The organism is Gaetbulibacter sp. S0825 (assembly GCF_011777505.1).
In the GTDB taxonomy this organism is placed as follows: Bacteria; Bacteroidota; Bacteroidia; order Flavobacteriales; family Flavobacteriaceae; genus Pontimicrobium.
This window is the reverse complement of sequence record NZ_JAATJT010000003.1, coordinates 29,941-47,714: the sequence shown is the minus strand read 5'-3', so window position 1 is coordinate 47,714 and position 17,774 is coordinate 29,941. Positions and strand designations below refer to the sequence as shown.

The window sequence follows — 17,774 nt, the reverse complement described above, 5'->3', positions numbered from 1 at the left end:
CTGTTAGCGACGTTCCAAAAGTACAACATTTTCAACATGATGTGTTTGTGGAAACATATCAACAGCTTGCGTCTTAGTAACTTTATAAACACTGTCCATTAAAGCCAAATCTCTTGCTTGGGTTGCACTATTGCAACTTACATAAACAATTTTTTCTGGCGAAATGTTTAGTATTTGTTTAACCACATCTTTATGCATGCCATCTCTTGGAGGATCTGTTATAATGATGTCTGGTTGCCCATGTGTATTAATAAATTCTTGATTAAATACATTTTTCATGTCTCCAACATAAAATTCAACGTTGTCGATGTTATTTAATTGTGCATTTTCTTTGGCAGCTGTAATGGCATCTGGAACAGACTCTACACCAACCACGTGTTTAGCATTTTTTGCTACAAATTGTGCGATGGTTCCAGTTCCAGTATAAAGGTCATACACTAATTCGCTTCCTGTTAATCCAGCAAAATCCCTAGTTATTTTATAAAGCTCGTATGCTTGTTCAGAATTTGTTTGATAGAAGGATTTGGCATTAATTTTAAATTTTAAGCCTTCCATTTCTTCAAAAATATGATCGCGACCATGATAACAAACAACTTCTTGATCGTAAATGGTATCGTTAGCTTTTCCATTAATGACGTATTGTAATGAGGTTATTTCTGGGAACGTATTTTTTAAATGGTCGAGTAATAATTTACGTTTTTCTGAATCCTCTTTAAAAAACTGAATTAGCACCATAATTTCACCAATACTTGTTGTACGAATCATCATGGTACGAAGCAATCCTGTTTGATTACGAGTATTAAAGAACTCCAGATTATTATTGATTGCAAATTGCTTTACCGAATTTCTAATAGCATTCGATGGGTCGGCTTGTAGCCAACATTTTTTGATATCCAAAATTTTATCCCACATACCAGGAATATGAAAACCAAGGGCGTTTCTATCACCTAAATCTTTATCAGACTGTATTTCTTCAAGTGTTAACCAGCGGCTATCACTAAACGAAAATTCCATTTTGTTTCTGTAAAAGTACTGTTCTGCTGAACCTAGGATTGGTGTTACTTCTGGTAATTCTATATGTCCAATACGTGTAAGGTTATTGGTAACTTCTTTTTGTTTGTAAAACAATTGGCTATCATAGCTCATGTGTTGCCACTTGCAGCCACCACAAGTACCAAAGTGTTCGCATTTTGGCTCAGTTCTTTTATCAGATAGTTTATGAAAAGCTATGGCCTTACCTTCGTAATAAGCCTTTCGCTTTTTAAATGTTTGTACATCAACCACATCTCCAGGAACTGCATTAGATAAAAACACAACCTTACCATCTGGTGCTTTAGCCACAGTTTTGCCTTTTGCACCTGCGTCAATAACTTCTAAATTTGTAAAAACCTGTTTTCTGTTTTTTCTTGCCATGCGGCAAAAATAAGAAAGCATCCTGTAACTCGAACAAATTTCAACTATCTTTATAAAACTTCAGTGAAAATTGAACCTATTTTGGGTTTTAGCGTCTGTTATATAAAACAACCATTTAATGAGCCAAACCGAAAAAGAAAAAGACGGACTTTTAATTCTAGATTACCAATCTGGAAATAAAATGGCTCTTGCAGCATTGGTAAAACGTTGGCACAAGAAGTTTTGCACAAAGGCATTTTATATTGTTAAAGATGCCGATGAAGCTAAAGATGTTGCACAAGATAGTTGGCGAATCATAATTGATAAGTTAGAAACTATAAAGGAGCCGCAAAGTTTTAGTGGTTGGGCAATGCGAATTGTTCATACAAAATCTATTGATGTTTTAAGAAAACGTCAAAAAGAGTTAAAAGGAAATAATTCATTGAAATTTGATTCAGTTGAAGAAGATGAGCCTTATGATGAAAAAACTGCTCTTAAAAAGAAGTTGTACAATGCAATTTTGGAATTACCAACAAATCAACAGCAAATAATAAAACTTTTCTACACCGAAGAGTTGTCATTAAACGAAATATCTAAACTATTAAATGTTAAAGCTGGCACAGTCAAATCAAGACTGTTTCATGCAAGAGAAAAATTAAAAATAATCTTAAAAAATAATAATTATGAGAACTAACATGGAAGACATAGACAAGTTAATAAAGGACACATTAACAGAAGAAGAAGCAAAATTTTATGATGAGTTAGACGAGCAAAACGTATTTCAAATGCTTGGTGGATTGTTTAAAGGTAAAAACTCATGGCTTTTAATTATTATGAATATAATTACTGCCATTGCTTTTGGATTACTCATCTATTGTCTTATTCAAACTTTTGATGTTGAAGAGACTAATGATTTAATACTTTGGGTTGCTGGTGTATTCTTTTGTTTTATGATGATTAGTATGCTAAAGATATTTGCTTGGATGCAGATTCATAGAAATGCCTTAACACGAGAAATTAAACGCCTAGAGATACAAGTATCGTCATTGTCACGATAATTTTGGATTAGAAAATATTGTGAGAAGATTTTTGGAAGCAACTAATATTTAGTAATTTGCAAGCCTTTAGGGATGATTTCTTTCCCACGCTGAATTTTCGATACCTCGAAAGGATAAAGGTAGATAAGGAATGGTTATTTTACTCGCTAAGCGAGATTTAATTATTAATGTTTGCATTATAATATGATGTTAAACGGTGTCTTATTTAGATAAGGCATAAACCTTAAATTATTTTTAAAATGGCTGTTTTAGACCACATTTCATCGCAAGAGGCGATGGCATTAGAAAACAAATATGGTGCGCAAAACTATCATCCACTACCAGTAGTTTTGAGTAGAGGAGAAGGTGTACATGTTTGGGACGTAGAAGGTAAGCAATATTACGATTTCTTATCGGCTTACTCATCTGTTAATCAAGGGCATTGTCACCCAAAAATTGTTGAAGCTTTAACAAAGCAATCACAAACACTTACATTAACATCTCGTGCGTTTTACAACGACATGTTAGGCAAATACGAAAAGTATATCACCGAGTACTTTGGCTTCGATAAAGTGTTACCAATAAATACTGGAGCTGAGGCTGTTGAAACGGCTTTAAAAGTTTGCAGAAAATGGGCTTATGAAGTCAAAGGTATTGACACAAACAAAGCAAAAATCATTGTTTGTGAAAACAACTTTCACGGAAGAACAACGACTATCATATCGTTTTCTAATGACCCTGTAGCTCGTAAAAACTTTGGACCATACACAGAGGGATTCATGAAAATTGAATACAACAACTTGCAAGCATTGGAAAATGCTTTGGAAAGTTCAAGTGATATTGCAGGGTTTTTAGTAGAGCCAATTCAAGGCGAAGCTGGAGTTTATGTGCCTAGTGAAGGTTATTTGGCAAATGCAAAAGCATTATGTGAAAAGTATAATATATTATTTATTGCAGATGAAGTCCAAACAGGAATAGCAAGAACAGGAAGAATGCTTGCTGTAGACCATGAAAATGTAAAACCAGATATTTTGGTTCTTGGTAAAGCATTAAGTGGAGGAATTTATCCTGTGTCTGCAGTATTGGCTAATAATGAAATTATGAATGTTATTAGACCTGGAAACCATGGTAGTACTTATGGTGGAAATCCTGTAGCTGCTGCTGTAGCTATTGCTGCTTTAGAAGTTGTAAAAGAAGAAAAGCTTACTGAAAATGCTGAATTTTTAGGTAAGGTTTTTAGAGCTGAAATGAACAAGTATATAGAGCAAAGTAACATAGTTAAACTTGTAAGAGGAAAAGGCTTGTTAAATGCTATAGTAATTAATGATGATGAAGACAGTGATACAGCTTGGAATATATGTTTAAAACTTAGAGATAATGGGTTATTGGCAAAGCCAACTCATGGTAATATTATTCGTTTTGCACCTCCTTTGGTAATGACCGAAGAACAATTATTAGATTGTGTTTCAATTATTATTAAAACACTTAAAGAGTTTGAAAATTAAATAAACTATTTATGGAAAATAATCCGTCATCTTTTGACACTTTTGAGCTGAATATATCAACTAATATTAAGCGTTTTTTAAATGAGATTGCTAAATGGTCTTTCTTCTTGTCAATAATTGGTTTTATCGGTATTGGACTGATGGTTGTGGTAGGTTTATTATTTGGGACTATCATGTCGACTATGGGAGATTCACCTGCTTATCAATTAGGATACACTGCAGGAATGGGAGTTTTCTATGTAGTTATAGCACTTATATATTTCTTTCCAGTTTATTATTTATATAAATTTTCAAGAAAAATGAAAAGAGCATTACATGCAAATAATAACGATGATTTTGAATCAGCATTTTCTAACTTAAAATCTCATTATAAATTTATAGGGATTTTTGCGATAATTATTTTCAGCTTATATCTAATAATGTTTTTACTCGCTATTGTTGGAGCATCATTATTTTAATATAGATTTCAGGATAAAAAGGCGACCAATAGGTCGCCTTTTTTTATGGTGCTAATTCAGTAAATGGAAATAGATTGATATTTCGAAGAATCCAAAATAATATCACAATTATAAGAATACCCAATGTAACTTTAGACTTGTGTAATAAATTAACGATTCCTTTTTGTAATACATTATTCATTATAAACATAAAGGCTTGATATGATAGTACCAATCCAAGTAACCCAATTAAGTAATTGTGTCTTATGCCTTCAATAATGTTTCCGTTTAAAATTTGATGTGCAGCTCGTTGGCTACCACAACCTGGGCAATAAATACCTGTTACTCCATAAACAGGACATTTAGGGAAAATATTTGTTTCTGTGGGATTCCAAAAAATATAAAGTGCTAACATTCCTAAAAACGTTAGCACTCCAATTATAATTATTGATAATTTTAGTTTAGAAATTACCATTACTTAATGCTCCAAAAATGGCAACTCCAAATATCAGTATATAAATGAGCAAACCAACAACTGCAACACCAACAGAAACTAGTCCCCAAGTTTTTGCATTTTTTGAAGCTCTAATAGCTTCGTCGTAATTGCCATCAGCATAAAGACTGTTTACCTTTGTAGCATAAACAATGCTAACAATTCCTAAAGGCAAGCAGCATATTATGGTACTAATAATTGCTAAAGCTAAATAACTATCTGGTCTTGGTGGTTTGATTTGTTCCATTTTAAAAGTTTAAGTTGTTATTGGTTTCGTTGCATTTCTTCCATAGCTTCTTGATATTTCATCATAAATTCATCCCATCCACCAGTCGAAAACCAATAAACATTGTATAAAAAGTAAAGACTACTAATGATAAGTGCTACTAATGCAACTGTTTTTGCTGTTTTCATTGCATCTATGTTTTCATAATTTTCTGGATTGGCATAGGCTTCCTTTAGTTTAGTATGCGCAATATAAAATGCAATTCCTGCAAAAATAAATCCTATACCACCAATACAGCAGCATAAAAACCCTAAAATTGCAAGTATATATACTAGGGTAGTGTTGAGTTTTTGTTTTTCCATAATACTATTTAGTTGGTTATTTTTAATATATAGTTTGTTACAATAAATACAATGCTTAAAACTACTAAAGTTATTTTAATTTTTTCAGCATTTTTTATTTTTAAAAAGAAGTTTAAAATTAGAAACACGCCTAAAGCAAAAAGCGGATAAATTCCAGGGTACATTTTAAATGCAGCTATAAATTCCCCCTGAAACAAGAACGATATGGATCTTTGAAATCCGCAGCCAAAGCACTCTATTCCTAGGAATTTTTTACTAAGGCAAGGTAACATGTAATCTTCAGGAGAAAGCATTGTAAGTTTTATAAGTTTTTCAAAGTTAAAAAAGTATCTCTAATAAATAGAAAAAGAACCATCATATAGATAGTTCTTTTTTAATATTTATACGGTGTAATGTAAAACTATTTATTACTAATCACTACTTTTTTGTTAATAGCACTTTTGTTGATTTTTACTGAAACTAAATAAATGCCACTGCTCAAACCTTGAGTAGAAAATTCGTGCTTAGTTCTTGAATCCAAATCTTTGTGATGAAATATTAACTTACCACTCACATCGTACAATACCACATCGTCAATATTTAGATTATTAGGGTTTATTATAGTTAACTGCGAATCTGGGTTGTTTTGATAAACAGCTAAACTATCAGACTCAAGTTCTATATCAATATTCTTATTATTAGTAAAAGTTATTTCAAATCGGTTGGTGTAATCTCCAGCTTCAAGATTTACTTCATGGTTTTCTTGAGTTAAATCTGTATAAACATCTGTCTCAATATCATGCAAGTAAATGGTTTGATTAGGATTAAAGTTTTGTACATCAAAAATTCTAAATCTAATTAATTGATTTTGGTTGTTAACCTTTACAGCCAAAGGAATTTTTATACTTTCATCAAAATTAAAAGCTTGAGCTACGTAAGCTTTGTCATTTAAAACCCAATACGCATCAGAATCAACTCCTTCTGGGCTTTCAATTTCTAAACCATAGTCAAAACGATCGCTTGCGGTATGATGGAAATTTTGTAATATCTGTCTTGTGTATACATCGTTAAAATCAATGTTTAACCTAAAACGTTTGTACTCGTTGGGTAGAATCTGCAAGCCATTATCGTTGTATATTATTTTATCAATATTTTTGTTTGGTTTCTTTTCTTTTTTTGAATTTCCGGTTCTAAAAAACTCACTATCTATATCAGATTGTTTATAATATTCTCTATGAGAATTCAATGTCCTTGCAGTACTATTTGCAGTACCAATTATCATAAAGCCTTGACCAATTGGAATATAGCGTCTTGCTGTTTTTGGACTTGTTCTAGAACCACCTGTTGTGTTTAGTGAGCCATCACTATTATAAGTGTCAAAAGTAGCGTCTGTATAGGTTTCTACTGTGCCAGCTGCGTTAATGGTATATGATGCGTAACCGCCAACATAATCGGCAACATTATGTGAATTAACAGTTGCATCTTGTTCCCAATAGTATAAAGCTCCATTTATGGACGTTTGGTTTTGTGTATCGTGAATATAATCAAGAGCATCAAGAGCAGAAGGGTAAGGGTTTCCTACCAAAGTCCAATCTCCAGCTACAACATTGGTTGAGATGGTGCCATTGTTTGGTTTCCCTCTAAAATCATATAATTGGTTACCACCTGTAGTTCCTTTCATTGTAAATCCATAGCCAACAGCAGCTGTTCCAGAATCTGATATATAATTCCACTCACTATAAGTTGTCCCAGGGTTGTATGTATATAGCCAACGACTTGATATTACTAATGGTCCCGAAGTTCCATCTAAACCAGTTGTATAGGTAGCTAAACTACTTGTAATTGGCGTAGCAGTCACATCATAAATATTATTGTTAGGTCTAAAAGATCTATTGGCATTATTGTCCAAATCAGTATTACCAACGGGTGAACACCAATAATTATAGGCGAAATTATTTACAGTGCCACTTTGATAAGCACTTAACTTCCCAACACCAGAATTGCCAGTTGAACCTGTGCCTTGAAGCAATTGAGCATCATTTCTTAAATAAAAATAAGAGTTGGAGTTTTCTAAATTCACATCATCTTCAACAAACACATATACATCTGGAGCATCAACACTAGTAGTGGCATATATATAGTTATTGCCACTCACAGAAATCTGAGCCATGACGAAGTTTGAAACTAAGCATAGAACAAGTAATATTTTCAATTTCATAACCTTACATAGGCTTTAGATTAATTTGCTCGTAAATATAGATATATTTTTGAAAAAATAGTATTTCATCGATAAAAAATATACGTTTGTCGACTTATTTTGTATGGTTTTTTAATGCTATTTTCAATAAAAGCCATACTTTAGAGAACCAAAATTATAGTATAATTAAATTAGAATTATGTCTAGAATAATAAATATCATTTTAATCTTAGGAGGAGGTATAATAGCTCTTTATTCACAAGCAGAAGAAAATCAAAATGAATACATTTTGATTGGAGGCATTGTAATGCTTATGACTGGTTTGTATAGACTGTCTCGTGGTATTTCGGGTAAAGATGATGATGATAGTTTTATAAAAAGCGAAAAAGAATAAATATGCCGTTAAAAGTAGGCGATTATGTTGATGTGTTGGATGAAGACCTTTCTGGAGAGGTTATCTTTGCTAAAAACAATATTATAACAATTCAAACTGAGGACGATTTTGAGTTTGAATTTGAGGCATCACAATTAGTAAAAGTAGAAAATCCTAAAATATTAAAATCGTCAGGTTTTAACGAGGATACATTTCAAAAAATACATTCCGATAAAAATCCACAAAAAAGGAAAGCTACCGTTGTTAAGCGAAAAGAAAGAACACAGCCAGCAATGGAGGTAGATTTGCATATCCATCAATTGGTGAAATCTTACAAAAGAATGTCTAAGCATGAAATTTTAACCCTGCAATTAGATACAGCAAAACGACAGTTGCAGTTTGCAATGCGTAAGCGCATACAAAAAATAGTATTTATTCATGGTGTTGGAGAAGGAGTGCTTAAACTTGAATTGGAATACTTATTTAAGCAATATGATAATATTAAATTCTATGATGCTAATTACCAAAAATATGGGTTAGGTGCTACCGAGGTTTATGTTTATCAGAGCAAGTAAATTTTATAGAGTAAACGTATAGGTGTAAGTGCCTAGAAATTCGTTGGTTGAATTTAAAATATCTAAATCTAAATTTTCTATAGTGAATTCTACTGTTACAGTTCTAACCCCTAAGTCATCTTCGTAAGTAGTAGTGTAGTAAACAGTACCATTCTCAGCTTCGTAGTCTCTAATGATACTAACTGTGGATGATGGGATTTCTTGACAAATCATTTCTTCTGGATCACCATTATAAGTTCTATAATTAAACTTTACTGTATTGTTATCAATGTTGAAAGAGCCACTATGTGGATTGTCAATAGGATTGAATATCAACTTGTTTGCATCGTTAACAGGAAACAATAGTGTTAAAGATTCATTTGTGTCGGTTTTAATATCATAAATTACATAATTAGCACTATTCTCATTACCACACAAAGCTAGCGTTTTATCAAATTCTAAATCTACGGTAATGATATCGCCATCATCACATGATGTAATTGTAAAGATGGTTGCTAATAAAATGAAAAACGATTTGCGCATTGTAAATGGGTTTAGAAACAAAAATAAACGAATTGTATTTTAAAACGAATCATAATGAAAATAATTTTACTTAATGTATTTTTGTGCCTCTAAAGACGTAAACATGAAGCAAGTATATTTTGATAATGCTGCCACCACTCAAATACGTAGTGAAGTGATTGAGGCTATGACTAATTCTTTGAAAAATAATTACGGAAATGCTTCATCTTCACATAGTTTTGGTCGTTCATCTAAATCTTTAATAGAAGGTATTAGAAAAGATATAGCGTCGTATTTTAATGTGTCTGCTGGCGAAATTGTATTTACTTCAGGTGGTACAGAAGCTGATAATTTAGTACTTAGAAGTGCTGTAAGGGATTTGGGTGTTACTGAAATTATTACCTCTAAAATTGAGCATCATGCAATTTTGCACACCATTGATGAACTTGTAAAGGAATATGGAATTGCTATAAAATATGTAAATATCGATTCTAAAGGAATGATAGATTATAATCATTTGGAAACCTTATTGCAATCTGATAAAAAACAGTTGGTGACCTTAATGCACATAAATAATGAAATTGGGAATAAACTCGATATTTCACGTGTTGCCAATTTATGCAAAGCCAATTCTGCTTTGTTTCATAGTGACACCGTACAATCTGTTGGGCACTATGATTTAGATTTGCAGGAAATTCCTATTGATTTTTTGGCAGCAAGTGCACACAAATTCCATGGACCAAAAGGTGCTGGTTTTTGTTTTATTAGAAAGGGTTCAGGGTTAAAACCCCTAATTTTTGGAGGTGAGCAGGAGCGAGGGTATCGCGCAGGAACTGAGAGTGTACATAATATTGTTGGTTTAGGTGAATCACTTAAACTTGCATACGAAAACCTTGAAAAAGAAAGTACTTATGTGAAAGGTTTGAAAGAGTATTTCATTTCAAGAATTTCAAAAGAGCTGCCAGAAGTTGCTTTTAACGGTTGTTCAGGAGATATGGAAAACAGTACTTATACTTTGGTTAATATGCGTTTGCCAGTGTCTGAAGAAAAATCTGCTATGTTGTTGTTTCAATTAGATTTAAAAGGTATTGCTTGTTCTAAAGGAAGTGCTTGCCAAAGTGGTGCAACATCCAATTCTCATGTGCTTTCGCAGATACTTACTGAGGATGAATTGAAAAAACCATCGGTTCGGTTTTCTTTCAGTATTTATAATACTAAAGAAGAGATAGATTATGCAGTTGAGGTTTTAAAAGAATTAATCAATTCTTAATTCTTGTTATTAAAATTTCTGCAAAAATTAAATTTGGAACCCAACACAGCCAAGAAATAATTGGATAAGCTTCACTAAAGTCCAAATTAAAAACAGCAGGAAGTATTGGCATCCAAAGTCTTAATGTAACAGCAGCAAAACATAGAGCATAACTTCTTATCATCCATTTTTGATGTTCGATAATTTTTTTATTTCTTATAGCTTTATATGCCATAATAGTAGTAGCTAACCAGAGTAAAGCTAGAATCCCAAACCCAAGTTTTGTTCCTATGCCACCAGTAGCGTAAAACGCAATATAAAGACCAGCTATCCCACTTAATAAAACAGATATAATGTAAGCCTTTCCAATAGTTCTATGCAATTTAATTTTTCTTTGCCTCTGTTTTATTGAGAATTGCATCCAGCCAATTAAAAGCGCAAATCCTCCAAGAAAAATGTGAGTGTAAAAGCCAATATTGTATATGGATGTAGCTAGAAGTTCTTGATTTTTGGAAGCTAATAACCCATTACTTTTCATATCAGTAGTTAGATATATAATTGGGTAGAGACCAATGGATACCGCTAAGATTGCTACCAGAACCCAAAAAGCTTTACTAAGTTTCATAATAATATGATTGATGTTGTGCTAAGATAGTAATTAAAACTGCATGCCAACACGAACATTAAAAACCCTTGGTGTTAAGTAATTAGGTATTGAGTATTGACGTTTGGAATATACATCTCTTACCCAAGTATTGGTAATTGAATTTTGTACATCGAACATGTTAAATATTTGGAAACCAACACTCAATTCTTTAAATTTTTGCTTCCATCCAGAATAGGTTTTGTCTTTATTTATGATAACATACGACAGTCCAATATCTGCTCGTTTATAATCTGGTAAACGTTCTTGATAATCATAAGGGTTTGCATAACTTGGAGAACCACCAGGAACTCCAGTATTATATACCAAGTTTAAATACATTTTTAAGTCAGGTATGTTTGGCATGTAATCTTGAAATAAGACACCAAATTTTAAGCGTTGGTCTGTTGGTCTTGAAATATACCCTTGGTTGTTTATGTTCTCTTCTGTTTTTAAATAACCAAAGCTAAACCACGATTCAGTACCTGGAACAAACTCACCATTTAGGCGAAAATCTAATCCGTAAGCATAAGCTTTTGCAATATTATCGGCTTCATAACGAATTCTAACGTTGTCTAATGTATAAGGATTAACATCACTCATGTTTTTGTAATAGCCTTCAGAAACCAGTTTAAAAGGGCGTTCCCATATCTTGAAACTATATTCATTACCTAATACAATGTGCACTGACTTTTGTGCCTTTACATTTGGATTCACTACACCATTTTTGTCTCTTACTTCACGATAAAAAGGAGGTTGGTAATACAAACCACCACTTAATCGAAATAGCATATCTTTTTCCCAATCTGGCTTTATGGCAAATTGCGCTCTTGGACTAAGTACAATTTGAGAATTACTTTCTATACCTTTACCACTAACAGTCCAGCTATGTGCTCTAACCCCAGCGTTGTAAAAGACTTCATGGTTACCAATTTCAGAACGCTTGCTCCATTGCCCATAAGCTTGTATACGGTCAATTTTTGTATTATTCGTCGCTCTTACATTTTGGAACGGCACTAAAGGACCTTCATAAGCTTCGTAAGGTTGCTCATTGAAATTATCAATATTTGGTGGATTAATTGAAAAACCTGCTGAATCGATTACTTCCCATTCTACAATACGGTCTCTAATATCTTCATGCGTATATTTTACAGACCATTCCAAGAGATTATCATTGTAATTATAGCTTCCTTTATGTTCAACATTTGTAATAAGTGCATCTAAATCGTTACGAGCATGATTTAATTGACTTCCAATACCTTCACTAAATTCGACTTCCCCAAGGTTTTCATCGCCAATATTGCTGTTTACTTCTCCAAGCCTGTATTGTGCTAAAATGTCAAAGTATTCTTCTTCAGTGGTATGATATTGTGATGCAATTAGTTTCAATGTCAAATCATCACTCACAAAATAATTTGCTTTAAAAGCACCAAAATATGTTTGGTATTTGTCTTTTTCTTGACCATCATAATATACCAAAAGTGCAAGCGGATTTGTAAGAGTACCAAAGTTAGTTTGTCTTGTTTGCGGCTGATAATTGTAGCTATTGATAGATGCGTTTCCTAAGAAATTTAGATGAAATTTATCTGAAAACTTATAGGTAAGATAGGTTTGAACATCGGCAAACTTTGGTTTGTAGTTGGTTTCGGTTTCTTTGGCCTCAACTAATAAACTGTTATCACGATAACGTAAACCTATAACGCCTGAAAATTTTGAGTCTTTTGAAATAGCTTCAGCAGAAACGCTTCCACCTAATAAGCTTAAATCAGCACTAACGCCAAATTTAATTGGACTTCGATAAGTTATATCTAAAACCGAGGATAGTTTGTCACCATATTTTGCTTGAAAACCACCAGCTGAAAATTCGACATTTTGAACTAAATCGGTATTAACAAAACTTAAACCTTCCTGTTGCCCAGAGCGTATAAGAAAAGGTCGATATACTTCAATTTCATTGACATATACTAGGTTTTCATCAAAGTTTCCACCTCTAACAGAGTACTGTGTGCTTAATTCGTTGGATATATTAACTCCAGGAAGTGTTTTTAATAAATTTTCTACACCTGGTTGTGCGCCTTGTATGGTTCTTATTATTTCTGGTTTAATAGTGGTGACACCTTCAACACGATTTCGTTCGGTACTTGTAATAACAATAGTTTCTATTTGTTCGATTTGTGTATCAAGAACTGGATTAAACTCAAAGGATTCGCCATTCTTTAAATTGAAAGTTGCTGTAATTTTTTTAAAGTTTAAATGCGTAAACTCAACAGCTATATCTTTATTTGCTTCAATTTTAATTAAATAAAAACCATTATCGTTACTAGTTGTACCATTATCGCCTGCCTTAATATTAACATTTTGAACAGGTAAGTTATTTTTATCAAGAATAATCCCTTTCAAGGTTGCTGTTTGCGAAAACCCTATGATTGGTAATAGGATAAAGAGAGTGAGTAGTAAAAAAGGTTTGATTTTCAAGAGGTTTTTATTTTCTAAAAAATGTTGCTTCAAATGTAGAGCTATTTCCAACATTATCGGTAACAATAATCTTTAAATTATTTTTCGTTTCTGAAATAATGTTGTCGTTAAAATCATAGATTAAGCTATTCTTTTTATAGTCATACTCCATTAAAATCCATTTACCATTAATAGTTGCTCTATAATTTTTTATTCCAGAGACATCATCGGTTATCTTCATTTTTAAATAGCGATACTTACTTAACCACTTTCCATCTTGAAAATTTATTGGTCTTATTTTTGGACTATCAACATCTGTTGACAATGTATATGTACCAAGTGTTTTAGTACTACTGCTTAGAATATTTCCTTTTCTTTTAGTGGAAGAATAAGTTACAAAGTCTTTATAACCAATCTTTCTGGCTATAAATAGTTTGTCTTTATCTTTTTCTTGATATCTGCTTATATCAAAACTAATTGTGAAGTTTTTTTGGGCAGGAACAGTGCTTTCATGTAATGTTAAAGTATCGTTTTTGGCATCAAAATCAATAAAAAAATCATCATAAAAAGTATTACTTGGGATATACACCGAAATATTATCTTTCTCTAAAACATTGGATTGGTCGGCATAAACAAAATGTTGGGTGGTTTTTCTAGGCTTACTTTTAATAGTATTGCTTTTTTTGCCAGAAATTGGAATGGTTACCCAGGTGTCGTTTCCTTTATAATCACTCACCCTTAACTTGTAAACTGATGCTGTACTGTCTTCAGCTATGATATAACCATCATCGACGACATTATTATACATACTAAGAGGATTGTTTTTTTCTACAAATAATTTTTGAATTCTAGATTTTTCCTCTTTAAAATGTGCATAATCAATTAAGCGGTTTAAATGCTTTGTCTCACTAAATGAAAACCGTTTAAAATCGATTTCAAAGTTTTTGTTGCCATTGTAGAAAGCTTGTATGTTGCTCACACCATTTTTATTGGCAGCCAAATCTTGTTGATCGTAGGTTACAACACCAAAACCTATTTTCCCAAAAGCATCAATAGCTTCTGTTGTATAATCGCCATCATTTGTTGGCACAATGCGTAACTTGGTTTTTTCGTTAATATTATTAACATGAGAATCCTGACCGATAGGATAAGCGTATATACCAAGAATCATAGGTCGTTTACTATCTTTTACATCGATACCAAAAAGCATTGGGTTAATTGGACGTTCTTTGTTATCTCTAATTTCAAAATGCAAATGCGGTCCTCCAGAGCCTCCTGTATTGCCACTATATGCAATCACTTCATCCGTATCAACCAATAACTCTGTTATTTTAGGAAACACTTCTATCTCATAACTCTCTTTCTCATATTGCAGTTTCTTTATATAGGCTTCAATCTTTGGAGCAAACTTTTGTAAATGTGCATAAACAGTTGTATAGCCATTAGGGTGTGTAATGTATAAAGCTTTACCATAGCCCCAATGAGAGATTTTAATTCTACTAATGTATCCAGCAGCAGCAGTATATACTTTTAAGCCTTCACGTTGTTGGGTTTTAATATCCAATCCAGAATGGAAATGATTGGAGCGTAACTCAGCAAAAGTTCCAGAAAGCACCAAAGTCACATCCAAAGGGTTTCTAAAATAATCTTGTGGATAAGGATTTTGCGCAAATGATAATTGCGAGACAACAATAAAAACAATGATGAGGGATTTTGCCATAAGTAAGATATTACTGCTAAAATATTAATTTGTAGCAAATTTGCAAAGGATATTCAAAACGCATGCCAATAAATATAACTACCTGATAATTAATGCCTTTTAAAATTTACTCAAAAACTATTGCTAATTAACTATTGGTATGTTAACTTTGTGTAATTAGTATTGAATTTGATAAATGAGTAATATTGAGGCAATTGTAGATTCTTTAGAGAACAGAATTAGTAAAGTATTGCATAAACTAGAAGTGTTAAAGCAAACAAACGCTAAATTAAGTGAAGAATTGTCAATATCTCAAGAAAGATTATCTAAACAAGAAGCCGAAGTTGCAACTTGGGTTGATAAATACGAAACACTAAAATTTGCAAATTCCATACTAGGCAGTGACGAGAGTAAAAGAGAAACGAAGCTCAAAATAAACGCATTAATTAGAGATATCGATCATTGTATATCGCAATTATCTGAATAATGTAACATATTTTAATAATGTCTGAAAAGCTTAAAATAAAGCTATCCATAGCTAATAGAGTATATCCTTTAACTATTGATTCAAGTCAGGAAGAAGGATTGCGTAAAGCCGCTCAGAAAATAGACGCTATGATTAAGCAATTTGAGCAAAGTTATTCCGTTAGAGATAAACAAGATGTTTTAGCCATGTGTGCTTTGCAATTTGCTTCTCAAACAGAACAAAAAGAAATAGATAAAGATAATTTAAGTGAAGAGGTCGAGCACAAGTTAATAGCTATGAACCAGCTTTTAAAAGAGTGCTTAAGCTCTTAAGTTCTTTAAAATAAATAAGGTTACTGCCTACATTAGTTAATTTTTGATAAACTCAACGTTAATTCTTTAAAAAGGGTGAGTTGAAGTTGTAAAAGCGAGCTGCATGTGTTGAACTTGTTTCAGTGCAAAACAGATACTTGATCAGCTTATTAGCCCTAAACTTGTTTTTAAGGAGTTTATACAAAACAAACTGATGTAGGCTTTTTTTATTAAACTAAGCAAACAAAATGGAAACGAACACAATTTTATTAATTGTTGGAGGAATTATATTAGGATTAATAGTTGGATTTTTTATAGCAAAAACGCTCGAAAAAAGCAACGCTTCAAGGTTAATTAAGAATGCAAAAAAGGAAGCTTTAAGCATTATTAAAGAAGCTAACCATGAAGGCGAATCAATAAAGAAAGATAAAATTCTTCAAGCAAAAGAAAAGTTTATAGAGTTAAAATCTGAACATGAAAAAGTTATTTTGTCCAGAGACAAAAAAATGGCTGAGTCAGAAAAGCGAACTCGAGATAAAGAATCTCAAATATCTTCAGAATTATCTAAACAAAAAAAGCTAAACAGCGAAATTGAAGAAAAGATTAAAGATTACGACTATCGTATAGAGCATCTTGATAAAAAGAAAACGGAAGTTGATAAACTGCATAAAAGCCAAATACAACAATTAGAAGTTATTTCTGGACTGTCTGCAGAAGATGCAAAAGCACAACTAGTAGAATCTTTAAAAGGCGAAGCAAAGGATGATGCAATGGTTTATGTGCAGGATAAGATGGAAGAGGCTAAACTTACTGCCGAACAGGAAGCTAAAAAGATTATCATTAATACTATTCAACGTATTGGAACCGAAGAAGCTGTTGATAATTGTGTATCAGTTTTCAACATAGAGTCTGATGACGTTAAAGGCCGTATTATTGGTAGAGAAGGGCGTAATATTCGTGCCATTGAAGCTGCTACTGGCGTAGAGATTATTGTTGATGATACTCCCGAAGCTATCATACTATCTTGTTTCGATTCTGTAAGACGAGAAATAGCTCGTTTATCATTACATAAATTAGTAACTGATGGAAGAATTCATCCAGCAAGAATTGAAGAGGTTGTTAAAAAGACGCAAAAGCAAATAGAACAAGAGATTATTGAAGTTGGTAAACGTACAGTTATAGATTTAGGAATTCATGGTTTGCATCCTGAGTTAATAAAAATGGTTGGTCGCATGAAATACCGTTCTTCTTATGGTCAAAATTTACTTCAACATTCACGTGAAGTTGCTAAACTTTGTGGGGTCATGGCTGCCGAATTAGGCATTAATCCAAAACTAGCTAAAAGAGCAGGATTGTTACATGATATAGGAAAAGTGCCAGATGCTGAAGCAGATATGGAAACACCTCATGCTATTTTAGGAATGCAATGGGCAGAGAAGTATGGTGAAAAGGCTGAGGTTTGTAATGCTATTGGAGCTCACCATGATGAAATAGAAATGAAATTTTTATTGTCGCCAATAATTCAAGTATGTGATGCGATTTCTGGTGCTCGTCCAGGAGCAAGACGCCAAGTTTTAGATTCATATATTCAACGTTTAAAAGACCTTGAAGATATCGCATTTGGTTTTACAGGAGTAAAGAAAGCTTATGCTATACAAGCTGGTAGAGAATTACGTGTTATTGTTGAAAGCGAAAAAGTAAGCGATGAGAAAGCTGCTAATCTATCGTTTGAAATATCTCAAAAAATTCAAACAGACATGACTTATCCAGGTCAAGTTAAAGTAACAGTAATTCGAGAAACTAGAGCAGTAAATATTGCAAAATAAACTTTAAGAATAATTATAATTAGTATTAAAGCATCCATTTTTTGGGTGC

General features: G+C 32.5%; 20 protein-coding genes and 1 other RNA gene. 11 read left to right on the top strand and 10 right to left on the bottom strand.

All coding sequences use genetic code 11. The features are described 5' to 3' along the window. Positions 1-3: 3 nt before the first annotated feature. A complete protein-coding gene (gene rlmD / locus HB672_RS11380; RefSeq protein WP_167769656.1) occupies positions 4-1,413 on the bottom strand; it encodes a 23S rRNA (uracil(1939)-C(5))-methyltransferase RlmD in 1,410 nt (469 codons plus the stop codon). Positions 1,414-1,531: 118 nt separating this feature from the next. On the opposite strand from rlmD, the gene HB672_RS11375 reads away from it, so the two are divergent. The 4 genes from HB672_RS11375 to HB672_RS11360 all read left to right on the top strand — a co-directional run bounded on the left by HB672_RS11375 (position 1,532) and on the right by HB672_RS11360 (position 4,392). Then, positions 1,532-2,086: a sigma-70 family RNA polymerase sigma factor gene (locus tag HB672_RS11375; protein WP_167769655.1), complete on the top strand. Its 555-nt coding sequence runs from the start codon at positions 1,532-1,534 to the stop codon at positions 2,084-2,086. Next, the gene (locus HB672_RS11370; protein WP_167769654.1) at positions 2,076-2,450 is read left to right on the top strand and encodes a DUF6768 family protein; all 375 of its coding nucleotides are present in this window, start codon (positions 2,076-2,078) and stop codon (positions 2,448-2,450) included. Before HB672_RS11375 ends, HB672_RS11370 begins: the two co-directional genes overlap by 11 nt. Before the next feature lie 239 nt (positions 2,451-2,689). Next, positions 2,690-3,934, top strand: coding sequence for an ornithine--oxo-acid transaminase (rocD, locus tag HB672_RS11365; protein ID WP_167769653.1), 1,245 nt, complete (start codon positions 2,690-2,692; stop codon positions 3,932-3,934). A gap of 11 nt (positions 3,935-3,945) precedes the next feature. Continuing rightward, positions 3,946-4,392, top strand: coding sequence for a hypothetical protein (locus HB672_RS11360; protein WP_167769652.1), 447 nt, complete (start codon positions 3,946-3,948; stop codon positions 4,390-4,392). A gap of 43 nt (positions 4,393-4,435) precedes the next feature. Here HB672_RS11360 and HB672_RS11355 read toward each other — a convergent pair whose 3' ends face one another. From HB672_RS11355 to HB672_RS11335, 5 genes are all read right to left on the bottom strand, one after another. Then, entirely contained in the window at positions 4,436-4,786 is a 351-nt protein-coding gene (locus HB672_RS11355) for a DUF2752 domain-containing protein (RefSeq protein ID WP_167769651.1), read from the bottom strand. 46 nt (positions 4,787-4,832) lie between these two features. Then, the gene (locus HB672_RS11350) at positions 4,833-5,111 is read right to left on the bottom strand and encodes a CD225/dispanin family protein (RefSeq protein WP_167769650.1); all 279 of its coding nucleotides are present in this window, start codon (positions 5,109-5,111) and stop codon (positions 4,833-4,835) included. Positions 5,112-5,128: 17 nt separating this feature from the next. Beyond that, positions 5,129-5,452 carry a CCC motif membrane protein gene (locus tag HB672_RS11345; protein WP_167769649.1) on the bottom strand — a complete coding sequence of 108 codons (324 nt, stop codon included), beginning with the start codon at positions 5,450-5,452 and terminating at the stop codon, positions 5,129-5,131. An 8-nt stretch (positions 5,453-5,460) separates the two neighbouring features. After that, positions 5,461-5,745 carry a DUF2752 domain-containing protein gene (locus tag HB672_RS11340; protein ID WP_244306609.1) on the bottom strand — a complete coding sequence of 95 codons (285 nt, stop codon included), beginning with the start codon at positions 5,743-5,745 and terminating at the stop codon, positions 5,461-5,463. 107 nt (positions 5,746-5,852) lie between these two features. Next, positions 5,853-7,601, bottom strand: coding sequence for a T9SS type A sorting domain-containing protein (locus HB672_RS11335; protein ID WP_167769648.1), 1,749 nt, complete (start codon positions 7,599-7,601; stop codon positions 5,853-5,855). 226 nt (positions 7,602-7,827) lie between these two features. Here HB672_RS11335 and HB672_RS11330 point away from each other — a divergent pair, with 226 nt between their 5' ends. Further along, positions 7,828-8,022 (top strand): hypothetical protein, encoded by a 195-nt coding sequence (locus HB672_RS11330; protein ID WP_167769647.1) that lies wholly within the window; start codon positions 7,828-7,830, stop codon positions 8,020-8,022. Between the two features lie 2 nt (positions 8,023-8,024). Continuing rightward, the gene (locus HB672_RS11325; RefSeq protein ID WP_167769646.1) at positions 8,025-8,576 is read left to right on the top strand and encodes a Smr/MutS family protein; all 552 of its coding nucleotides are present in this window, start codon (positions 8,025-8,027) and stop codon (positions 8,574-8,576) included. A 3-nt stretch (positions 8,577-8,579) separates the two neighbouring features. On the opposite strand, the gene HB672_RS11320 is transcribed toward HB672_RS11325, so the two are convergent. Then, the gene (locus HB672_RS11320; RefSeq protein ID WP_167769645.1) at positions 8,580-9,098 is read right to left on the bottom strand and encodes a hypothetical protein; all 519 of its coding nucleotides are present in this window, start codon (positions 9,096-9,098) and stop codon (positions 8,580-8,582) included. 103 nt (positions 9,099-9,201) lie between these two features. Between HB672_RS11320 and HB672_RS11315 the strand changes: the two genes are divergently transcribed. Continuing rightward, the gene (locus HB672_RS11315) at positions 9,202-10,347 is read left to right on the top strand and encodes a cysteine desulfurase family protein (protein WP_167769644.1); all 1,146 of its coding nucleotides are present in this window, start codon (positions 9,202-9,204) and stop codon (positions 10,345-10,347) included. Here the strand turns inward: HB672_RS11315 and HB672_RS11310 are convergent. Genes HB672_RS11310 through HB672_RS11300 form a run of 3 tightly spaced genes read right to left on the bottom strand, consistent with a single transcriptional unit; the run spans position 10,337 to position 15,143 of the window. Further along, positions 10,337-10,951, bottom strand: coding sequence for a DUF2306 domain-containing protein (locus tag HB672_RS11310; RefSeq protein ID WP_167769643.1), 615 nt, complete (start codon positions 10,949-10,951; stop codon positions 10,337-10,339). The genes HB672_RS11315 and HB672_RS11310 overlap by 11 nt on opposite strands. 33 nt (positions 10,952-10,984) lie before the next feature. Next, entirely contained in the window at positions 10,985-13,498 is a 2,514-nt protein-coding gene (locus HB672_RS11305; protein ID WP_167769642.1) for a TonB-dependent receptor plug domain-containing protein, read from the bottom strand. Further along, the gene (locus HB672_RS11300; protein ID WP_167769641.1) at positions 13,452-15,143 is read right to left on the bottom strand and encodes a M23 family metallopeptidase; all 1,692 of its coding nucleotides are present in this window, start codon (positions 15,141-15,143) and stop codon (positions 13,452-13,454) included. The genes HB672_RS11305 and HB672_RS11300 overlap by 47 nt, the downstream gene beginning before the upstream one ends. Before the next feature lie 175 nt (positions 15,144-15,318). Between HB672_RS11300 and HB672_RS11295 the strand changes: the two genes are divergently transcribed. The 4 genes from HB672_RS11295 to rny all read left to right on the top strand — a co-directional run bounded on the left by HB672_RS11295 (position 15,319) and on the right by rny (position 17,725). After that, complete coding sequence (locus HB672_RS11295) at positions 15,319-15,609, top strand: hypothetical protein (protein WP_167769640.1); 291 nt, start codon at positions 15,319-15,321, stop codon at positions 15,607-15,609. A 17-nt stretch (positions 15,610-15,626) separates the two neighbouring features. Next, on the top strand, positions 15,627-15,920 hold the full coding sequence (locus HB672_RS11290; RefSeq protein WP_167769639.1) for a cell division protein ZapA: 294 nt from the start codon (positions 15,627-15,629) through the stop codon (positions 15,918-15,920). A 50-nt stretch (positions 15,921-15,970) separates the two neighbouring features. Continuing rightward, positions 15,971-16,098: non-coding RNA, 6S RNA (ssrS, locus tag HB672_RS11285), on the top strand. 49 nt (positions 16,099-16,147) lie between these two features. Next, positions 16,148-17,725 carry a ribonuclease Y gene (gene rny, locus HB672_RS11280; RefSeq protein ID WP_167769638.1) on the top strand — a complete coding sequence of 526 codons (1,578 nt, stop codon included), beginning with the start codon at positions 16,148-16,150 and terminating at the stop codon, positions 17,723-17,725. Positions 17,726-17,774: the final 49 nt, after the last annotated feature.